Annotated in this window: 12 protein-coding genes; 5 read left to right on the forward strand and 7 right to left on the reverse strand. The window is 57.4% G+C overall.

The genetic code is table 11. The annotated features are described in order from the left end of the window. Positions 1-4 precede the first annotated feature (4 nt). The 7 genes from gatC to QFX07_RS06675 form a co-directional block, all read right to left on the reverse strand. Entirely contained in the window at positions 5-301 is a 297-nt protein-coding gene (gene gatC, locus QFX07_RS06645) for an Asp-tRNA(Asn)/Glu-tRNA(Gln) amidotransferase subunit GatC (protein ID WP_005507016.1), read from the reverse strand. Positions 302-512: 211 nt separating this feature from the next. Then, on the reverse strand, positions 513-1,217 hold the full coding sequence (locus QFX07_RS06650; RefSeq protein ID WP_279754344.1) for a transglycosylase family protein: 705 nt from the start codon (positions 1,215-1,217) through the stop codon (positions 513-515). 707 nt (positions 1,218-1,924) lie between these two features. Beyond that, the gene (ligA, locus tag QFX07_RS06655) at positions 1,925-4,159 is read right to left on the reverse strand and encodes an NAD-dependent DNA ligase LigA (protein WP_459741159.1); all 2,235 of its coding nucleotides are present in this window, start codon (positions 4,157-4,159) and stop codon (positions 1,925-1,927) included. A gap of 223 nt (positions 4,160-4,382) precedes the next feature. Continuing rightward, positions 4,383-5,276, reverse strand: coding sequence for a PP2C family protein-serine/threonine phosphatase (locus QFX07_RS06660; RefSeq protein WP_279741998.1), 894 nt, complete (start codon positions 5,274-5,276; stop codon positions 4,383-4,385). Further along, positions 5,273-6,424 (reverse strand): adenylate/guanylate cyclase domain-containing protein, encoded by a 1,152-nt coding sequence (locus QFX07_RS06665; RefSeq protein WP_279741997.1) that lies wholly within the window; start codon positions 6,422-6,424, stop codon positions 5,273-5,275. Before QFX07_RS06665 ends, QFX07_RS06660 begins: the two co-directional genes overlap by 4 nt. A gap of 289 nt (positions 6,425-6,713) precedes the next feature. Continuing rightward, positions 6,714-7,202: a glucose ABC transporter permease gene (locus QFX07_RS06670; protein WP_279754343.1), complete on the reverse strand. Its 489-nt coding sequence runs from the start codon at positions 7,200-7,202 to the stop codon at positions 6,714-6,716. Between the two features lie 106 nt (positions 7,203-7,308). Continuing rightward, positions 7,309-8,238 (reverse strand): biotin--[acetyl-CoA-carboxylase] ligase, encoded by a 930-nt coding sequence (locus tag QFX07_RS06675; protein WP_279754342.1) that lies wholly within the window; start codon positions 8,236-8,238, stop codon positions 7,309-7,311. Positions 8,239-8,470: 232 nt separating this feature from the next. Between QFX07_RS06675 and QFX07_RS06680 the strand changes: the two genes are divergently transcribed. The 5 genes from QFX07_RS06680 (at position 8,471) to QFX07_RS06700 (ending at position 15,371) form a co-directional block, all read left to right on the forward strand. Then, positions 8,471-8,752 (forward strand): YciI family protein, encoded by a 282-nt coding sequence (locus QFX07_RS06680; RefSeq protein WP_005508857.1) that lies wholly within the window; start codon positions 8,471-8,473, stop codon positions 8,750-8,752. A gap of 308 nt (positions 8,753-9,060) precedes the next feature. After that, complete coding sequence (locus QFX07_RS06685; protein WP_279754340.1) at positions 9,061-10,662, forward strand: acyl-CoA carboxylase subunit beta; 1,602 nt, start codon at positions 9,061-9,063, stop codon at positions 10,660-10,662. 66 nt (positions 10,663-10,728) lie between these two features. Then, a complete protein-coding gene (locus tag QFX07_RS06690) occupies positions 10,729-11,124 on the forward strand; it encodes an acyl-CoA carboxylase subunit epsilon (RefSeq protein WP_279754339.1) in 396 nt (131 codons plus the stop codon). A 299-nt stretch (positions 11,125-11,423) separates the two neighbouring features. Continuing rightward, on the forward strand, positions 11,424-12,512 hold the full coding sequence (locus QFX07_RS06695) for a restriction endonuclease (RefSeq protein ID WP_279754337.1): 1,089 nt from the start codon (positions 11,424-11,426) through the stop codon (positions 12,510-12,512). A 462-nt stretch (positions 12,513-12,974) separates the two neighbouring features. Continuing rightward, positions 12,975-15,371, forward strand: a complete 2,397-nt coding sequence (locus QFX07_RS06700) for a restriction endonuclease (RefSeq protein WP_279754336.1) — start codon at positions 12,975-12,977, stop codon at positions 15,369-15,371. Positions 15,372-15,411: the final 40 nt, after the last annotated feature.

Raw genomic sequence — 15,411 nt, forward strand, 5'->3', positions numbered from 1 at the left:
CCTCTTAGTCTTCGTCGAGGATTGCCGGCACGCGGAACTTGCCGTCCTGTGCGTCGGGGGCGCCTGAGAGCGCCTCTTCCTGGGTAAGGGTGGTGACGGGTACGTCTTCACGGAAGACGTTCTCGAGGGGGATGGGGTGGCTGGTCGCGGGGATGTCAGCAGTTGCTTTCTGCGACATGGTCTCAACGGATGCGACGATGACGTCCAGCTCAGACGCCATCGCGGTGAGTTCTTCATCGGTCATCTCAATGAGTGCCAGCGATGCCAGGTGCTTGACCTGTTCAAAGGTGATGGCAGACATGGTTCTCCCGTAGTTTTGTTTTCTTGTCTCTTCTCTAGTGTAGTGGAGGTTGCGTTTTCCGTCTCATTGAGGGTTGGAGGGTTTACCTGCTGGCTTGTGTGTTCAGGCGGTATTTTTCTCCTTTCGGTTAAATGCTCAACGCCCCGCTCCTCGTGTGAGGTGCGGGGCGTTGGACTACAACGTGCCCAAGTTACGCTTGAGAGTTAAAACCTTAGGCAGGGATGGTCAGAACCTGGCCGGGGAAGATCAGGTCAACGTTGTAGATGATGTCGGTGTTCGCAGCTGCGATTGCCTGGTAGCCGCCTGCAACGCCGAGCTTTGCAGCGATCAGCGAGAGGGAGTCACCGGGAACCACGGTGTAGGTACCTGCTGCAGCCTTGGGAGCTACTGCGACGGGTGCTGCGGGAGCCTCAACTGCCGGTGCTGCAGCGGGTGCTGCGGGTGCCTCAGCTGCTGCGGGTGCAGTCTGAACTGCAGGAGCTGCGGGTGCAGCCTGTGCCGCGGGAGCGGTGTAGGTCTGCTGGGTCTGCGACTGGGCAGCCACGGTGGTGGGCTCAGTGTAGGTGGGAGCTGCGCCGGTCTTGCCGTAGAGGCCAAGCTTAGCGGAGCAAGCGGGCCATGCGCCCCAGCCCTGGATAGCGAGCAGACGCTCGCCAGCCTCAATCTGCTGTGCACGGGAAGCGGTCACGGGGGAGCCGGACATGCCGACGCCGTTCCAGGACTGCTGGGTGAACTGCAGACCACCGTAGAAGCCGTTACCGGTGTTGATGGACCAGTTACCACCGGACTCGCACTGTGCCAGTGCGTCCCAGGTAGCACCGTCTACCGCGTTTGCAGCGGGCATCGACATGGTAGCTGCTACAGCGCCACCGATGGCGAGAGCTGCTGCGGTACGACGAATGGAAGTGTTCTTCATAATGCTCCTTGGGGCCGTCCCCGCTCGTTCCGTCCCCGGAACTCTAACGCGCTGCCGCTCACCCTTTGATAACGAAGTAGGTTACTCATGTTCTGGCTCTACCATGTGAGCGGCTCTCCACCGATTTCATGTCACCGTGAGTGATTCTGCACTTGTGTGCGGAATCCGGGTGGCACTTCCTCGGTAGGGACGTGCGGTAGAACCGGGCATCGTTTCAAGCATTCCAAGCTTGAAACCACACAGGCGATTCCCTTGCGAGAATCTATCTGGTCTCAAAGATAACCGAGGTTTTTTATGATTCCAACCCAGTTTCAGGTTCACGGCGAACGCGCAGGGTTCCCAGGGTTCTTTCAGGTTAAAAGTGCAAGAAACTTTATTGGCGCTCTTGCAGGCCGCATATTTTCAAGGTTTAACCGCGGAATTTCGGGGTTTTCTAGGGCGTGCAGTCGGAGGTTTCCCCTCCTGGAGTGCTCCGATTCAGTATTGAATGGGTGCCGATTTCAAAGGTTTTGAACAGCGTGTAAATATTTTTTAAATATTTACACGCTTTGGGAGTGTTTTAAGGCGCTTCCACCTTAAATGCTGTGGTAATTACAAATGCCCAAAATTGGCATTCAGGCTCTGAAGCCCGTACTCCAGAGCCTGAATGCTCTATATATCTCTATATATATTGCAGGGTTCAGATTCAGATAACCCCGCTACCGGGTCTACTCCTCCGAAGCGGCTTCAACTGCCTCGGGGCCACCTTCAAGCAGAGCAGTAAAGCCTTCCTCGTCCAGCACCTTCAGACCCAGCTGCTGAGCCTTATCCAGCTTCGAGCCGGCATTCGCGCCTGCGACCACAAAGTGGGTCTTCTTCGAAACCGACGCCGAAGCCTTACCGCCGCGAGAAATAATGGCTTCCTTCGCACCGTCACGGGTGTAACCGTTCAGCGTGCCGGTTACGACCACGGTCAGGCCCTCCAGAGTGCGCTCCACGGACTCGTCACGAGTATCTTCCATGCGCACACCGGCGGCAGCCCAGGAGTCCACAACCTCGGCGTGCCAATCCTCAGCAAACCATTCAATAATCGAATCGGCAATCGTGGTGCCCACACCATCCACAGCAGCAAGACGCTCACGATCAGCCTCGCGGATTGCCTGCATCGAACCGAGCTCGGCGGCAAGCGCGCGGGCAGCGGTCGGTCCCACGTGACGAATCGAGAGAGCCACCAGCACGCGCCACAGCGGCTGGTGCTTAGCCTTCTCCAGCTCAGCGAAGAGGTTCAGCGTATTCTTCGTAGGCTTCGGCTCGGGGCGTGCCTTGGTCGGCTTGGTGTAGAAGTAGGGCACGCGCTCCATCTTTCCGGTGCCCACGCCCTTGACCTTCTTCTCACGCTCGATAGTGACCTCGCGCAGGTCCTCAATGTTGAGGGTGAACAGGTGTGCCTCGGTTGTTAGTGGAGGGGTGTCCGGGGTTGCGGGGCTGGTGAGCGCCTTAGCTGCTTCGAAGCCGAGTGCCTCAATGTCGAAGGCACCGCGGCTTGCCGCATAGTACACACGCTCGGTCAGCTGCGCCGGGCAGGAGCGAGGGTTCGTGCAACGCAGATCCACATCGCCTTCCTTGCCGGGGGCAAGGGGCGAACCGCAGGATGGGCATTCGCTGGGCATGACGAACTCACGTTCAGTGCCGTCACGTAGGGCAACCACGGGGGCGACAATCTCGGGGATTACGTCACCTGCCTTGCGTAGCACCACAGTGTCACCGATGAGCACGCCCTTAGCCTTGACCACGTCCTGGTTGTGCAGGGTGGCGCGCTCCACGGTCGAGCCGGAGACGAACACAGGCTCCATGACGCCGTAGGGGGTCACGCGGCCGGTGCGTCCTACGTCCACACGGATGTCCAGCAGCTTGGTGTGCACCTCTTCGGGCGGGTACTTATACGCCACCGCCCAGCGCGGCACGCGGGAGGTGTAGCCCAGCTGAGCCTGGGTCGCGAAGTCGTTGACCTTAATGACGATGCCGTCAATTTCGTGCACCAGGGAGTGGCGCTGCTCACCGTACTTGTTAATGAAGTCGAACACCGCCTCGGTGTTATCGGCAATTTCGCTGTAGGGGCTCACGGGCAGACCCCAGGAGGCGAGCAGGTCGTAAGTCTCGTACTGAGTGGCAATATCCAGACCGGTGCGTGAACCGATGCCGTGCACGTACATGCTCAGCGGGCGCGAGGCGGTAATCGCCGCGTCCTTCTGGCGTAGCGAGCCTGCCGCGGCGTTACGCGGGTTCGCGAAGGGGTTCTTACCGGCGGCAATCATGGACTCATTGAGCTTCTCAAAATCTGCGGAGGAGATGAACACTTCGCCGCGGATTTCAATTTCCTCAGGGTGGTTCTCGCCGGTCAGCTGCTGCGGGATGCTCGCAATGGTGCGCACGTTGTGGGTGACGTCTTCACCGGTGGTGCCGTCACCGCGGGTTGCCGCGCGCACGAGGGTGCCGTTGCGGTAGAGCAGATTCACCGCCAGGCCGTCAATCTTCAGCTCGGTCAGCCACTGCGGTGCGCCACCGGTAAGGTTCCGGGCGTTCTCTTCAGTCTTGGTCAGCCAGCTGCGCAGCTCCTCGAAGGAGAAGACGTCCTCGAGGGAGTACATGCGCTGCAAGTGGGTGACGGGCGCGAAGGCTTCGATGGCTTCACCACCGACTTCCTGGGTGGGCGAGTCGTTGGCGATAATGAGCGGATGTTCCGCCTCAATGATTTCAAGGCGGCGGTAGAGCGCATCGTACTCGGCGTCAGAGAGGAAGGGCGCATCCTCGTTGTAGTAGGCGCGGCGTGCGGCACGAATCTTATCGGTCAGTTCCGCATACTCGGCACGCAGGGCCTCGGTAATCTCCACGGAGTTTTCTGCGGGGCTCTCTGCTCGAATCTCGGCGGGGGCAGTCTGCTGGGTGGTGTTGTTCTCAGTCACCCGTCCAGTCTAGCGTTTTTGATCCGCCTCTCCCCTATCGCTGGTCATATTGGCAGGTTCCGCGAACGCAAACGATGACGTAAACGATAATGCAAGAGTGCCGTAGCCGCTTACCCGATTATGCCTCCTTAGTTTCTGTGCGCGGATACAGTTCACCCCCGCCTTCTATAGGCACTCGAGCGAGTGCCTATAGAAGGCGGGGGTGAATCAAACAGTATGAAGTTTAGGCTTCGACTGCGTCGGCAACAATCACGGTAATGTTATCGCGGCCGCCGGAACGCAGCGCCTCGTGCTGGAGCACGTCAGCGGCGTCCTGCGGGTGGCGAATCGAGGTGAGTACGCGCGCCATGTATTCGTGCGAAAGCTCACCGGAAAGACCATCGGAGCAGAGCATCAGGCGGTCACCGGCACGGGCGGGCAGAACCCAGAAGTCCGGTTCCCAGTAGTTACCGGTACCCAGCGCGCGGGTAATTACGTTGCGGCGCGGGTGGGTCAGCGCCTCCAGGGCGGTAATCTGACCTTCATCGACCAGGTACTGCACCTCGGAGTGGTCAGCGGTGACCTGCTCCAGCGAGGCGGAGCCCTCAGAACCGGGCAGCTTCTCCATGGCGGAGTGGTGAATACCCTCATCCTCACGCAACAGACGGTAGGTTCGCGAGTCGCCCACGTTGAAAATAACCCACAGGTTACGGTCCCCGATGTTGGTTAGCCAGGCGCCAGTGACGGTCGTGCCGCCAGCGTGGGAGAGCGCCTGTTTAATTTCTTCGTTGGTTTCGCCGAGGATATCGTGCAAACGGTTCAGGGCGCCCACAATTTCGTTGTTAAGCAGGGTATTTGCGCGGCGACGGCGCTTAACGGGGTCTTCCTCATCAATAGCTGCGAGGCGCTTAACGTAGGTCTGCTGTTCTCCTTCGCTGCGTCCGCCAGGCATGGTGAAGAAGGGCGAGTAGGCGAGCTGACGCACGCACAGGCGCGAAGCGACCTCGCCCGATTCATGGCCTCCCATACCGTCCGCGACCACGCAGAGGGAACCGGCGACGACCATCGAATCTTCGTTATTTTCTCGATGTGCGCCGCGGTGCGTTGCACCACCGGTACGTAGTTTCAGTTCAGTCATGAGAGGTCTATCTCCATTGTGTAGTTCACGCGACGGGTCACCGCCACGGGGTCTACGTTACCAAAGCTTCTAACATTTCGCGTTCCCTGCGAGGTGAGAGTATAGCGATTTCCCACCTGTCGGAGCGTGTTTGCTGTCTCATTATCGGTCAGTACGGTACCCGGTTCAGCGAGGGAGACCAGGCGTGCGGCCAGGTTCACGCTGGAGCCGTACACGTCGCCGCGGTTAGCCAGAACTTCGCCCCAGATGAAGGCGACGCGGGCATCCGGTAGTTGCGGGTCGGCACCGATCTTTTCGGAGAGCCGCAGGCTAATTTCTGCGATAGCGTCCGGGGCTTCGGTAAGGAAGAAAACTTCATCACCGAGGGTCTTAATAATACGACCGCCCAGGGGTGCGATAACGTCCAGGCAGCTCTGCTCAAAGTGGTTGATGAGCTGAGAGAGAGCTGCGGCATCTAGGTTACGTACCAGGGAGGTGTAGGAAACCAGGTCAACGAACCCTACGCCTCGCACCAGGGGCAGGCGAGAAAGTCCGGAGGTGGTCACGTTGTTTTCGCGCAATCCCAGGCGCAGGATTCCGGCGTACATCTGGCGACGGTATGCGTAGAGCGCCAGGCGCTCAAGAACGTCAAGGTAGCGTGGGAAGTCTTTGAGGAGCTTACGGCGGGCATCATTATCGCTGAGGTTTTCGGTGACCATGATATTGTGCACGAGCGCCTCAATCTGCCATGCGACGGTACGGTCGGTCAGTTGACCTTCGGAGCGCACAAGAGATGCCACGTATTCCATGCGAATGTCGCCTTCTGCGTCCAACTTCTGCAGGTCTGCAAGCATCTGCACGTCTGTTTCAGTGAAGTAGGGCGAGTGGTCGGCGATCGTTGGGAAACCCATGTTGTGCCAGATACGCTGGGCGGTTTCGAGAGGAAGTCCGGCGCACTCTGCGGCTTCTACGGGGGTGTAGCGGCGGCCCTGTCCCAGGAGCGACTTTTCGAGGGCTCGGATTCCTGCTTTGGATTCCTCGTCTCGATAGATATTGTTCTGCGCGAGGTTCTGCAGAATTTTGAGGTTCAGCATTTGGGTTTCGGGGCCCATGGTGGCGCCAGTACCCTGCAGAGAGTGTGCAGGTTTCTGGGGGTCTGCCGTGCTCATTACCGTTGCTGCTCCTTTCATATCTGCCGAATCATCTGTTCTCTCGTGCGGGTGCGCTAGCTGGTGCTGTGCGTCGATTGTGCACTACTTCACTGTATAGCGCCTTGTTAATATACCCTCCACTGCGGTGTTTTGGGCACCAAAGCATCCACCCCCAAAGATATTTTAGTGGAGTAATTCACATTTAAGAATACTCTAATCCACATTTTTCAGCTGATTTAGGTGCCAGGTTAGGCTCTGAGTCAACCGGTCTACCCTCTTTATAGTTGGCAGACACACCCCCGAAAAGCTAGATGTAGCGGGAACTCAAGGCGTAATAGTCACGTCTAGCGGATTTAATTTCTTTTTCAAAACGCCTGGGTTCAGGCACATAGGTCAGACAGTGGTGCGCTCCGTGGCAGACCACATACACGGAGCCATAGCCTAACCAGGCGCCCGGGCCGCGTTGTTTTACCCAGCGTTCCCCCATGGAATCCAAGTAGAGAGAGTCGTCTCCTGTTCGGATCATCACGCCACGGCGAACCACAAGCCGGTGCGTGGTGAGCAGGTAGGAGGTGGTAGCCCAACGCCATCCGGTACGCACCGCTCCGAGAACAGTACCAACCGCACACATCATGCCGAGAGTCCACAGAATCGGTGAGGACCGTGCCGTGGAGGCAAAGGTTGAGGCGGCGATAGCAACCAGTATGTAGGCGAGCGCGGGTAGCAGGGCGCCGTAGTGCTGTCGAGTGGTAATGATGACATGCTCACCGGGGTTGAGTTTTCCGCGCAGACGCATGGTGTTCCTTAGCTGTGCTGGTTGTTATGGGCCGGCTGGAGGCGCCAGTTGAGGCGGTGTGGATTGATGCAGTTGCCGTGCCGGACTGTAATTTTAGGGGTTGGTTCTAGTGTGCCTGCTGAAAGTCTCCGTAGCTACCGTTGACGGGGCGAAGATGCTCAATATCGCCCACCGCGTAGGGCTCTAGGGTTCCATCTTCGCGGCGAATGAGGATGCGCCCCTGCGCGTCGAGGTCTTCGGCGATGCCTTCTACAGTGCTTCCATCCGGCAGGCTCATGCGCACGCTAGCTCCGAGAGTTGCAGTGGCGGCGCGTGCCTGATCGAGCAGACTGATGCTCTGCGGGTTGAGGGGGTCGGGGCGCTCGGGGTCACCGCCGGCGCGCACGAAGGCGCGGTAGCGGCGGGCGAAGATCTTAAGGAGTCGGGTGAGCACCTCGGAGGAGTCGATGACCTGCCCGGTGCACAGGCTCAGGCTGGTGGCGGTGGGTACGGGCAGCTGTTCGGCGGACATGTTCGTATTCTGGCCGATGCCCACAATAATGCTGCGTTGTTGCTCGGTGGAGCCGCTTTCGGGAACGAGCTGGGCGAGGATTCCGCAGCCTTTGGCACCCTGTGCAATCACATCGTTGGGCCATTTGAGGGCGGCGTCTACCCCGTAGTCACGCCAAATATCGACCACGCTGAGCCCGGCGATGAGGGTCAGCCAGTGGTAGCTGTCTTCGGTGAGTTCTCGAGCGAGAGGGTCGGCGGAGGCATGCGGGCGCACCACGATACTTGTGGCGAGGCAGGCACCGGCAGGGGCGATCCAGACTCGGGCCAGACGGCCGCGTCCGGCGCTTTGGTAGAGGCTAGTGTAGACAGAGAGCTCGCCGAGCTGTTCGCGTTCGGAGTCCGTGCCGCCCATAAGTACCTCGCGGGCACGGGTGGTAGTGGAGTCGACTTTATTGTAGAGATTTACGCTGGAGTATCCAGTTTCCATTGCAATGGTGCGGATGCGCGGCGCATCCAAAACCGAACGATCACTCTCGGTATGCATATTCTCCTCCATAGTTTGCGCCTTTCTGTCCTGTCCGAAGCTACTCTGCAGTACTCCGACCCGCCGCCAAAACCTGCCGGTTTCTCTCCAATCGCACTGGTTTCTCACCATATCAATTTCTTGCCGCCGGTGATACCCACCCGGCACCCGAGACGGTACATTAGACAGTGAGGGTGCATGAAGCACCGACCGGCTGCGGAGGTTCCTCCGCTCTGCTCGAAAGAAGACCGATATGGCTTATTACGCAATTACTTACGTTTACGCTGCTCCTGAGGAGCAGGCGAAGTACCGTCCTGCTCACCGTGAGTACCTTGGTTCGCAGATTGAGGCGGGCAACCTGATTGTTTCCGGCCCCCTGCTGGATGGCGAGACCCCCGCCGGCGCTCTGCTGATTGCCAAGGTTGATTCCGCTGAGGCTGCTGAGAAGATTGTGGCTAACGACCCGATGAACATTGGTGGCGCAGTTCTGTCTCACACCGTGACTGAATGGAACCCGGTCCTGGGCACCATCTAAATTTCGCAAAGCTCAAGTAGCTCCCCCCTTCGCCGACAAGGATTGCCGGTGCAAGAGGGGGTTTTTCCGCATCGTATCTTTGCGTCCTAGATGCCTCTTTCGCGCTCTTCGCGCATCATTGCGGGCAGTGTGTGCATGAAAGTGTATCTAGTGTTGATATTCTGGCTCCTCATCTGGCATATGTGTGCTAGTTCGCACTATAGTTGAGAGATATGTACGTTGTTCAAGAGTGCTCTTCGGGGCACCTGAGCACCCTATCACCGCAACCACTGGCTCCCGACGATCGGGTGGAGCAGGAACGAGGAATAATGTCCGAGAACCTCCAGCAGGATTTTGACTTGAGCACCACCGCCGGTAAGCTCGCTGATTTTTATGCACGTCGAGAACATAGCTTTGCTCCCAGCGGTGAGGCAGCTATTGAGAAGCAGCACGCACGCGGTAAGAACACCGCCCGCGAGCGCATCGACATGCTTCTAGACGAGGGTTCTTTCGTAGAATTTGATGCCCTCGCCCGCCACCGCACCACCGCGTTCGGCATGGAGGCGAAGAAGCCTCTGGGGGACGGCCTAGTCTCCGGTTACGGCACCGTGGATGGTCGCCTTGTTGCCGTGTATTCGCAGGATTTCACCGTCTACGGTGGTTCTCTCTCACAGGTGAACGGCGAGAAGATTGTGAAGGTGCAGAAGTTCGCTCTGAAGAACGGCTGCCCGGTTATCGGCATTAACGATGGTGGTGGTGCCCGTATCCAAGAGGGTGTGGCTTCTCTGGCGATGTTTGCCGATATTTTCCGCATGAACGTGCGCGCCTCCGGTGTGGTTCCGCAGATTTCTGTCATTATGGGCCCCTGCGCTGGTGGTGCCGCGTACTCCCCCGCTCTGACTGACTACATCATCATGGTGGATAAAACTTCACACATGTTCATTACCGGCCCGGACGTCATCAAGACTGTGACCGGTGAGGACGTGGACATGGAAACCCTCGGTGGTGCGCGTCAGCATAACGCCGTGACCGGCACCAGCACATACCTGGCTGAAGATGAGGAAGACGCTTTCGACTTTGTGCGTGAGCTTCTGGAGTTCCTGCCCTCAAACAACCTTGCTGAGCCTCTGCCCCTGGAGCATGACCAGGAACCGGTGGTAACTGTAGACGATTTGGATTTGGATACTCTCATCCCGGATTCGGCAAACCAGCCTTATGACATGCGCGCGGTCATTGAGTCCGTCGTGGATGACGGCCACTTCTTGGAGATGCAGGCACTTTACGCCCCGAACGTGATGATTGGTTACGCCCGCGTTGAGGGCCGCACGGTTGGTATTGTGGCGAACCAGCCGATGCAGTTCGCAGGTTGCCTGGATATCTCCGCTTCGGAGAAGGCTGCCCGTTTTGTGCGCCATTGCGATGCGTTCAACATTCCGATTCTGACTTTTGTAGATGTTCCCGGCTTCCTACCCGGTACCGATCAGGAGTTCAACGGTATTATTCGCCGCGGCGCTAAGCTGCTCTACGCTTACGCGGAGGCGACCGTTCCGTTGGTCACCGTTATTACCCGTAAGGCGTACGGCGGTGCGTACATTGTGATGGGTTCGAAGAAGCTGGGTGCCGATATTAACCTGGCGTGGCCCACCGCTCAGATTGGCGTGATGGGTGCCCAGGGTGCGGTGAATATTCTGTACCGTCGTGAGCTGGCTGCTCTGGCGGCTGAGGGTGGCGATGTTGAGGCTCGCCGCGCTGAGCTGATTACCAAGTATGAGGAAGAGCTGCTGAACCCATACCAGGCTGCTGAGCTGGGTTACATTGATGAGGTTATTGCCCCGAGTGAGACTCGCATGCGTATTATTTCCTCGTTGCGTGCCCTGCACGATAAGCGTGCGGCAACCCCGGCGAAGAAGCACGGCAATATCCCGCTGTAGGCTTCCGATGTGCCCGCACCATTTGTGGCGCGGGCATTCACAGGATTTTAGGTTTTCTAAGGAGGTGTGCCTTTGGCAGGCTACAACCCGCTGAATTATTTCTCATTCGGTAAAAAGAAGGATAGTTCGGAGGCTACTGAGAGCGCCGAGCAGCTTGAGCGTAGCTCCGCACATTCTTCTGCGCATGCAGATACCGCATCCAGCGCCGCGAAGGATTCTGCTCAGCCTTCGGTAGATACTGACACTAAGCAGGAGCCTCTACTGAAGGTGGTTATGGGATCCCCCACCCCGGAGGAGATTGCTGCCCTCACCGCGGTGGTTGCAATGATGCAGGCAAATGGCGAGCAGCAGGAGCAGAACTTGCTGGTGGGTGCCGCTTCACGGATCCTGAACCGCGGTCAGCGCCTGGGCGCTTCCTTGCGCCCGGGCCCCGGTTCGTGGAGGCGCGCTCGCCCCATGTAATGCGGGTAGCTCACATCTGACGGATAGATTCCCGTTACACCTGCTGGTATGACGGGAATCTATTGTATTGTCCCAAATTCAAGACTTATATTGCGTTATTCAATATCTAATACACTGATTCATATGGTTTCGTCATATTAGAGCCAATAAAGTCATGATGATATATGCTGATGCTACGATGTATATACCGTCACAATAGTGTTAGTAAATTGGCAGGGACCGTGGCAAAGATGATGAATAAAAACCATAGGCCCCCACCGGATGTCTATATCACGCTTCTGTTGCCGGCACTACGGCGCTTGTCGAAGACTGTGCCTCGCACCGCCGCCTATGTTAGCGAGCAGTTGCGGCAGCAGACTAAGGCGTTGGGGTCGAAGAAGAACCTACCAGCTCTTGAATCCACCGATTTTGCGGTGGCTGTGCGTACCACCTTGAAAATCTTGGTGGCACTTCGTTATGCCCAGCTTATGCCTCGTTTGACTCCGTGGGAGAAGAGGAAGTACCTGCTTACTCCCCTGGGTGCCGAACTGACCTGCACCCCGCATCTGCACGGTTCGGTGCCGCCGCATGTTGTGAAGCAGGTGCAGGCTTTGTGCTCTCAGAGTTTGACGGCGAAGAGTGTGAAGAAGCTGCAGAAGCAGGCGAACGCGCTACTGGAGAATGCTGAGGAAGAGCATCGCCTCATTTTTGGCGCTTCTGATACCGGTGCCCTTCATACTCTGTCACCTTTCTCAGGTGCTGATTATACTCAGCTGAACCCCGCTGCTTATGATGCAACCGATGCCGACTACCCTATCCCCGCCCTAAATTCTGCTGGACCTGCAAATTCTTGGCCTGCCGGTCAGTCTCCGCTGGATATTATTTTGCGTGCCAGCGATTCGCCGGTGATTCACGCTCAGGCTGAGTTTGCGGAGCATTTTACGCAGGATTTGATTCAGCATATTCACGCGGTGACGCCAGAATATTTTGAGCAGATTGTTGCCGATATTTTTACGGCTCTTGGTTTTAGTACCGAGGTAACCGGCGGTGCTGATGATAAGGGTGTTGATGTTATTGCCCACTATTCTGAGGGCCTGGATTTCGCGCCGATTTATATTCAGGTGAAGCATTATTGCGGAACTATGAAGGTCACCCCCAACCAGATTCAGAAGCTTGCCGGTGCGGTACTTCTGCACGGCGGTTTACAGGGCGTTTTGGTGACCTGCGGTGCTTTTGCGCATCCGGTGCCTGAGTATTTGCAGGGTTTGCCGGGTGCACGCAATATTGCTCTGGTTGATCAGCACCACTTGGTGGAGCTGATGATTCGCCATCGTGTGGGCGTGCTTGATGGTGAGGGCGAGTGCGGCTATCGCATTGATGAGGAGTATTTTGCTTGCGGTTTGGAGTAGCCGGGGGTGTTTTGAGGTGAGTTTTTCTCTCTGAATGTCTCTGGTCTTCGCGCATTTCCTGCGTTATTTCACTTAATGTATTTTCACTTTTCCTTGAGGATATTTTTCATATATCGGCTGGTTTTAGAAATCTAGGTTATTTTTTGAACCAGCCGATACAATGGGATTGTAATGCGTTATATATACTCGCATTATTTCACGAAGTGCATATACCCGTGACGGTGTCAGTACTTCACCATAATTTATAGCGTTCTTTCCGGGTGCACGTCATAGAAGACGGTACGTAAGCGAAACGGGCTGAGAAATCTGTCTTTCCTGCTTCTCTTCACGACGGGTTACCAAAGTGACGACCCAAAAATAAAGATGGTGTCGCCCAGTATTGTGTGATTATTTTCCCGCTCGAATGACTGCACTTTATGAAGAATGCCCGCACGATAAATACCACCAGATAAGGAGCCCAGCGTGGCTTTTGTGAATAAAACAATGCTCCATATCGACCATTCGGAATTGCACTCTCTGCAGCAGGAAACCTCGTGGGAGGCTCTACCAGAGGAAGCACGCACTCTCAGCGTTGCGGCGGCTTTCTCTCTGCTCCGCCATTTTGAGCGCGCTCAGGACCATGGCGAGAAGGTTTTCTTCCCCGATATGTACACCCCCGTAGGTGTGGACCTGGGTTTCAATATGACTCAGCGTTTCATTGCGGTCGATGACAATGTTCTCTTCCGTGAGGCACTCAATAAGCTGATCGCGGCGCTGGTCAATGCTAACTATCTTGAGGTATCCCTCAGCCAGTTGCATCCGGGCAACCTGCACTACAGCCTCAGCAAGGCTGGCCGTGAGCTACTCGGTACTCCGAAGGAACAGCAGGCACAGGCTCTTCTGCCGGTTCTGCCTCTCCTTAGCGGCGTGCACCTCTTCTACCTGAAGCAGTTCTACCCGGTTCTGCTCTCTCACATTACGGTACGTGAGCTTCTGCCCATCGTTCTGAGCGTGACCCCGTCCTACCCTGCGGCGGCTCCCGTGAAGATTCGCGAGCTGGTGCTACGCGAGTGCGGTTTCGTACAGGGCTGGTACGGTCTGTCATACCTGGAGCAGCGCATTATTGAGCCGGTGATTGCTAAGGCGCTGAGCCTGTTGACCCGCGAGGGCTACCTCCGCACCAAGACTATTCACGAGCACACGGATTCTCCGCTGACTCTGTACTCGCTGTCGCCTTCGGCGAAGGAGCTGGTGGCACGCTATGAGGAGACCGGCGTGCCGGCGAGCGAGCTAAGCTCCGTGCTGGCACTGGTGAAAGATGAGGGCGCCTCCATTACGGCTGAGGATATTGCCGCAACTGATGCTCTGCTGACCCATATGGGTGTTCTTCTGCTCGACACCCTCAACGACCATGGCGCCGATGTGGAGCTGAGCCTTCCGAGCCTGGAGCAGGTCTTTGACCGCGACGAGCGCATTCAGCAGGAGTCCTCAAACCCTTACTTTGTGCAGATTGACGCACAGGATTACCTCTACGATGTGCTGATTGCCCACCACTACCTCTCCGAGGGTGAGACTGTCTATTCACTGGGTTCGGCTTTCGCGCCGGCTCTGGCGCAGATGGTTGAGCCGAGCGTTCAGAAGCTGGTGGCTTCGGCCCTACTGGATCCCGCTGCTGTAGATGCTCTGCCATACCCACATCAGTTGCTGCACCCGATTCTGAAGCTTGTGGAGGAGAACCCGCGTATTTCCTACTACAACATCTACGATGAGTTGAAGCTCGCCTTGGATATCCCGTACCTACAGGGTGAGGTTGCTCCGCACCGTTATAAGCTGACCCCACGTCTGCGTAACCGCTATTCGGTGGCGATGCATGTGCTTAAGGGCGAACGCTACCTGAATGCTCTGCGTGAGGGTACGGGTCGTACTTCTCGCAAGAATCCGGAGCGTTATGAGCTGAGCGATGCGGGTAAGGAGCTGCTCAAGCGATTCCCGGAGGGTGCTCCGGAGGCGGTGACCGCCCGCATGGCACCGTTGCCGCCGCAGTCACTCAAGCACAAGCTGCCTCAGGATATTGCGGCTGAATTGCAGGCTCGTGAGGAGGCTCTTCAGGCTGCTAAGGAGGCGCGCGCGGCGGAGCGTCAGGCTCGTCTGGCGGCTCGTGAGGGTGCATCTCGTGAGCAGTTGGCTCCGGTTCCGGGTGCTTCTCCGGCGTTGTTGGCGCGTCCAGCTGGTTCGCCGGTAGCGGCTACTGCCCAGGGGCCCGCTGAGGTTCCGGCGGGACCGGTCGCTGAGGCTACCGCCCAGTCTGCTGTATCCACTCCTGCTGTTTCGGCTACTGAGCCCTCGACCGCGTTGCAGGTGGCTGCCGCTCAGGTGCGTGAGGCGCTGAAGCGTTACCGTCAGGTGTTCCGCCGCGAGGCGTTGGCTCCGGCGTTGGCTCAGGTGTCTGAGGAGCGTTTCCGTAGCATTGGTTTCGATTTGTTCCTAATGCGCGGCTACACTGTAGAGGCTTTGGAAGCTCAGGGCGTGGACGGCGTGGCAATCCCCGCCACCGGCGAAAAAGAACGCGCATTCTACGTACGTACTCTGCGCCCGGTAGCTAGCAGTGTTCTGTCCGCAAGCGTTCAGCCGCAGGATATTACCGCGTTCTTCCTGGCGATTCACGCCCGCGGTGGTCAGCTCGGCACCTTCATCACGAACGCACCGTTCAGTGATGAGGCATACGATGAATTCATCCGCTGCTCAACCAAATACCCGAACATTCTGGTTGACTTGGTATCCGGCGATGAGCTGCAGGACCGCCTCATTGCCCACCGCCTCGGCGTGGTTGAAGGCACGAACGGTCTGCTGGAACTCAACGGCGAATACTTCGCCATCTAGCAGCTTTTAGCCTATCTTGGTGGCGTCCCGGTCTTCTCTT

Origin of the sequence: Rothia similimucilaginosa (assembly GCF_029850985.2) — a bacterium.
Classification (GTDB): domain Bacteria; phylum Actinomycetota; class Actinomycetes; order Actinomycetales; family Micrococcaceae; genus Rothia.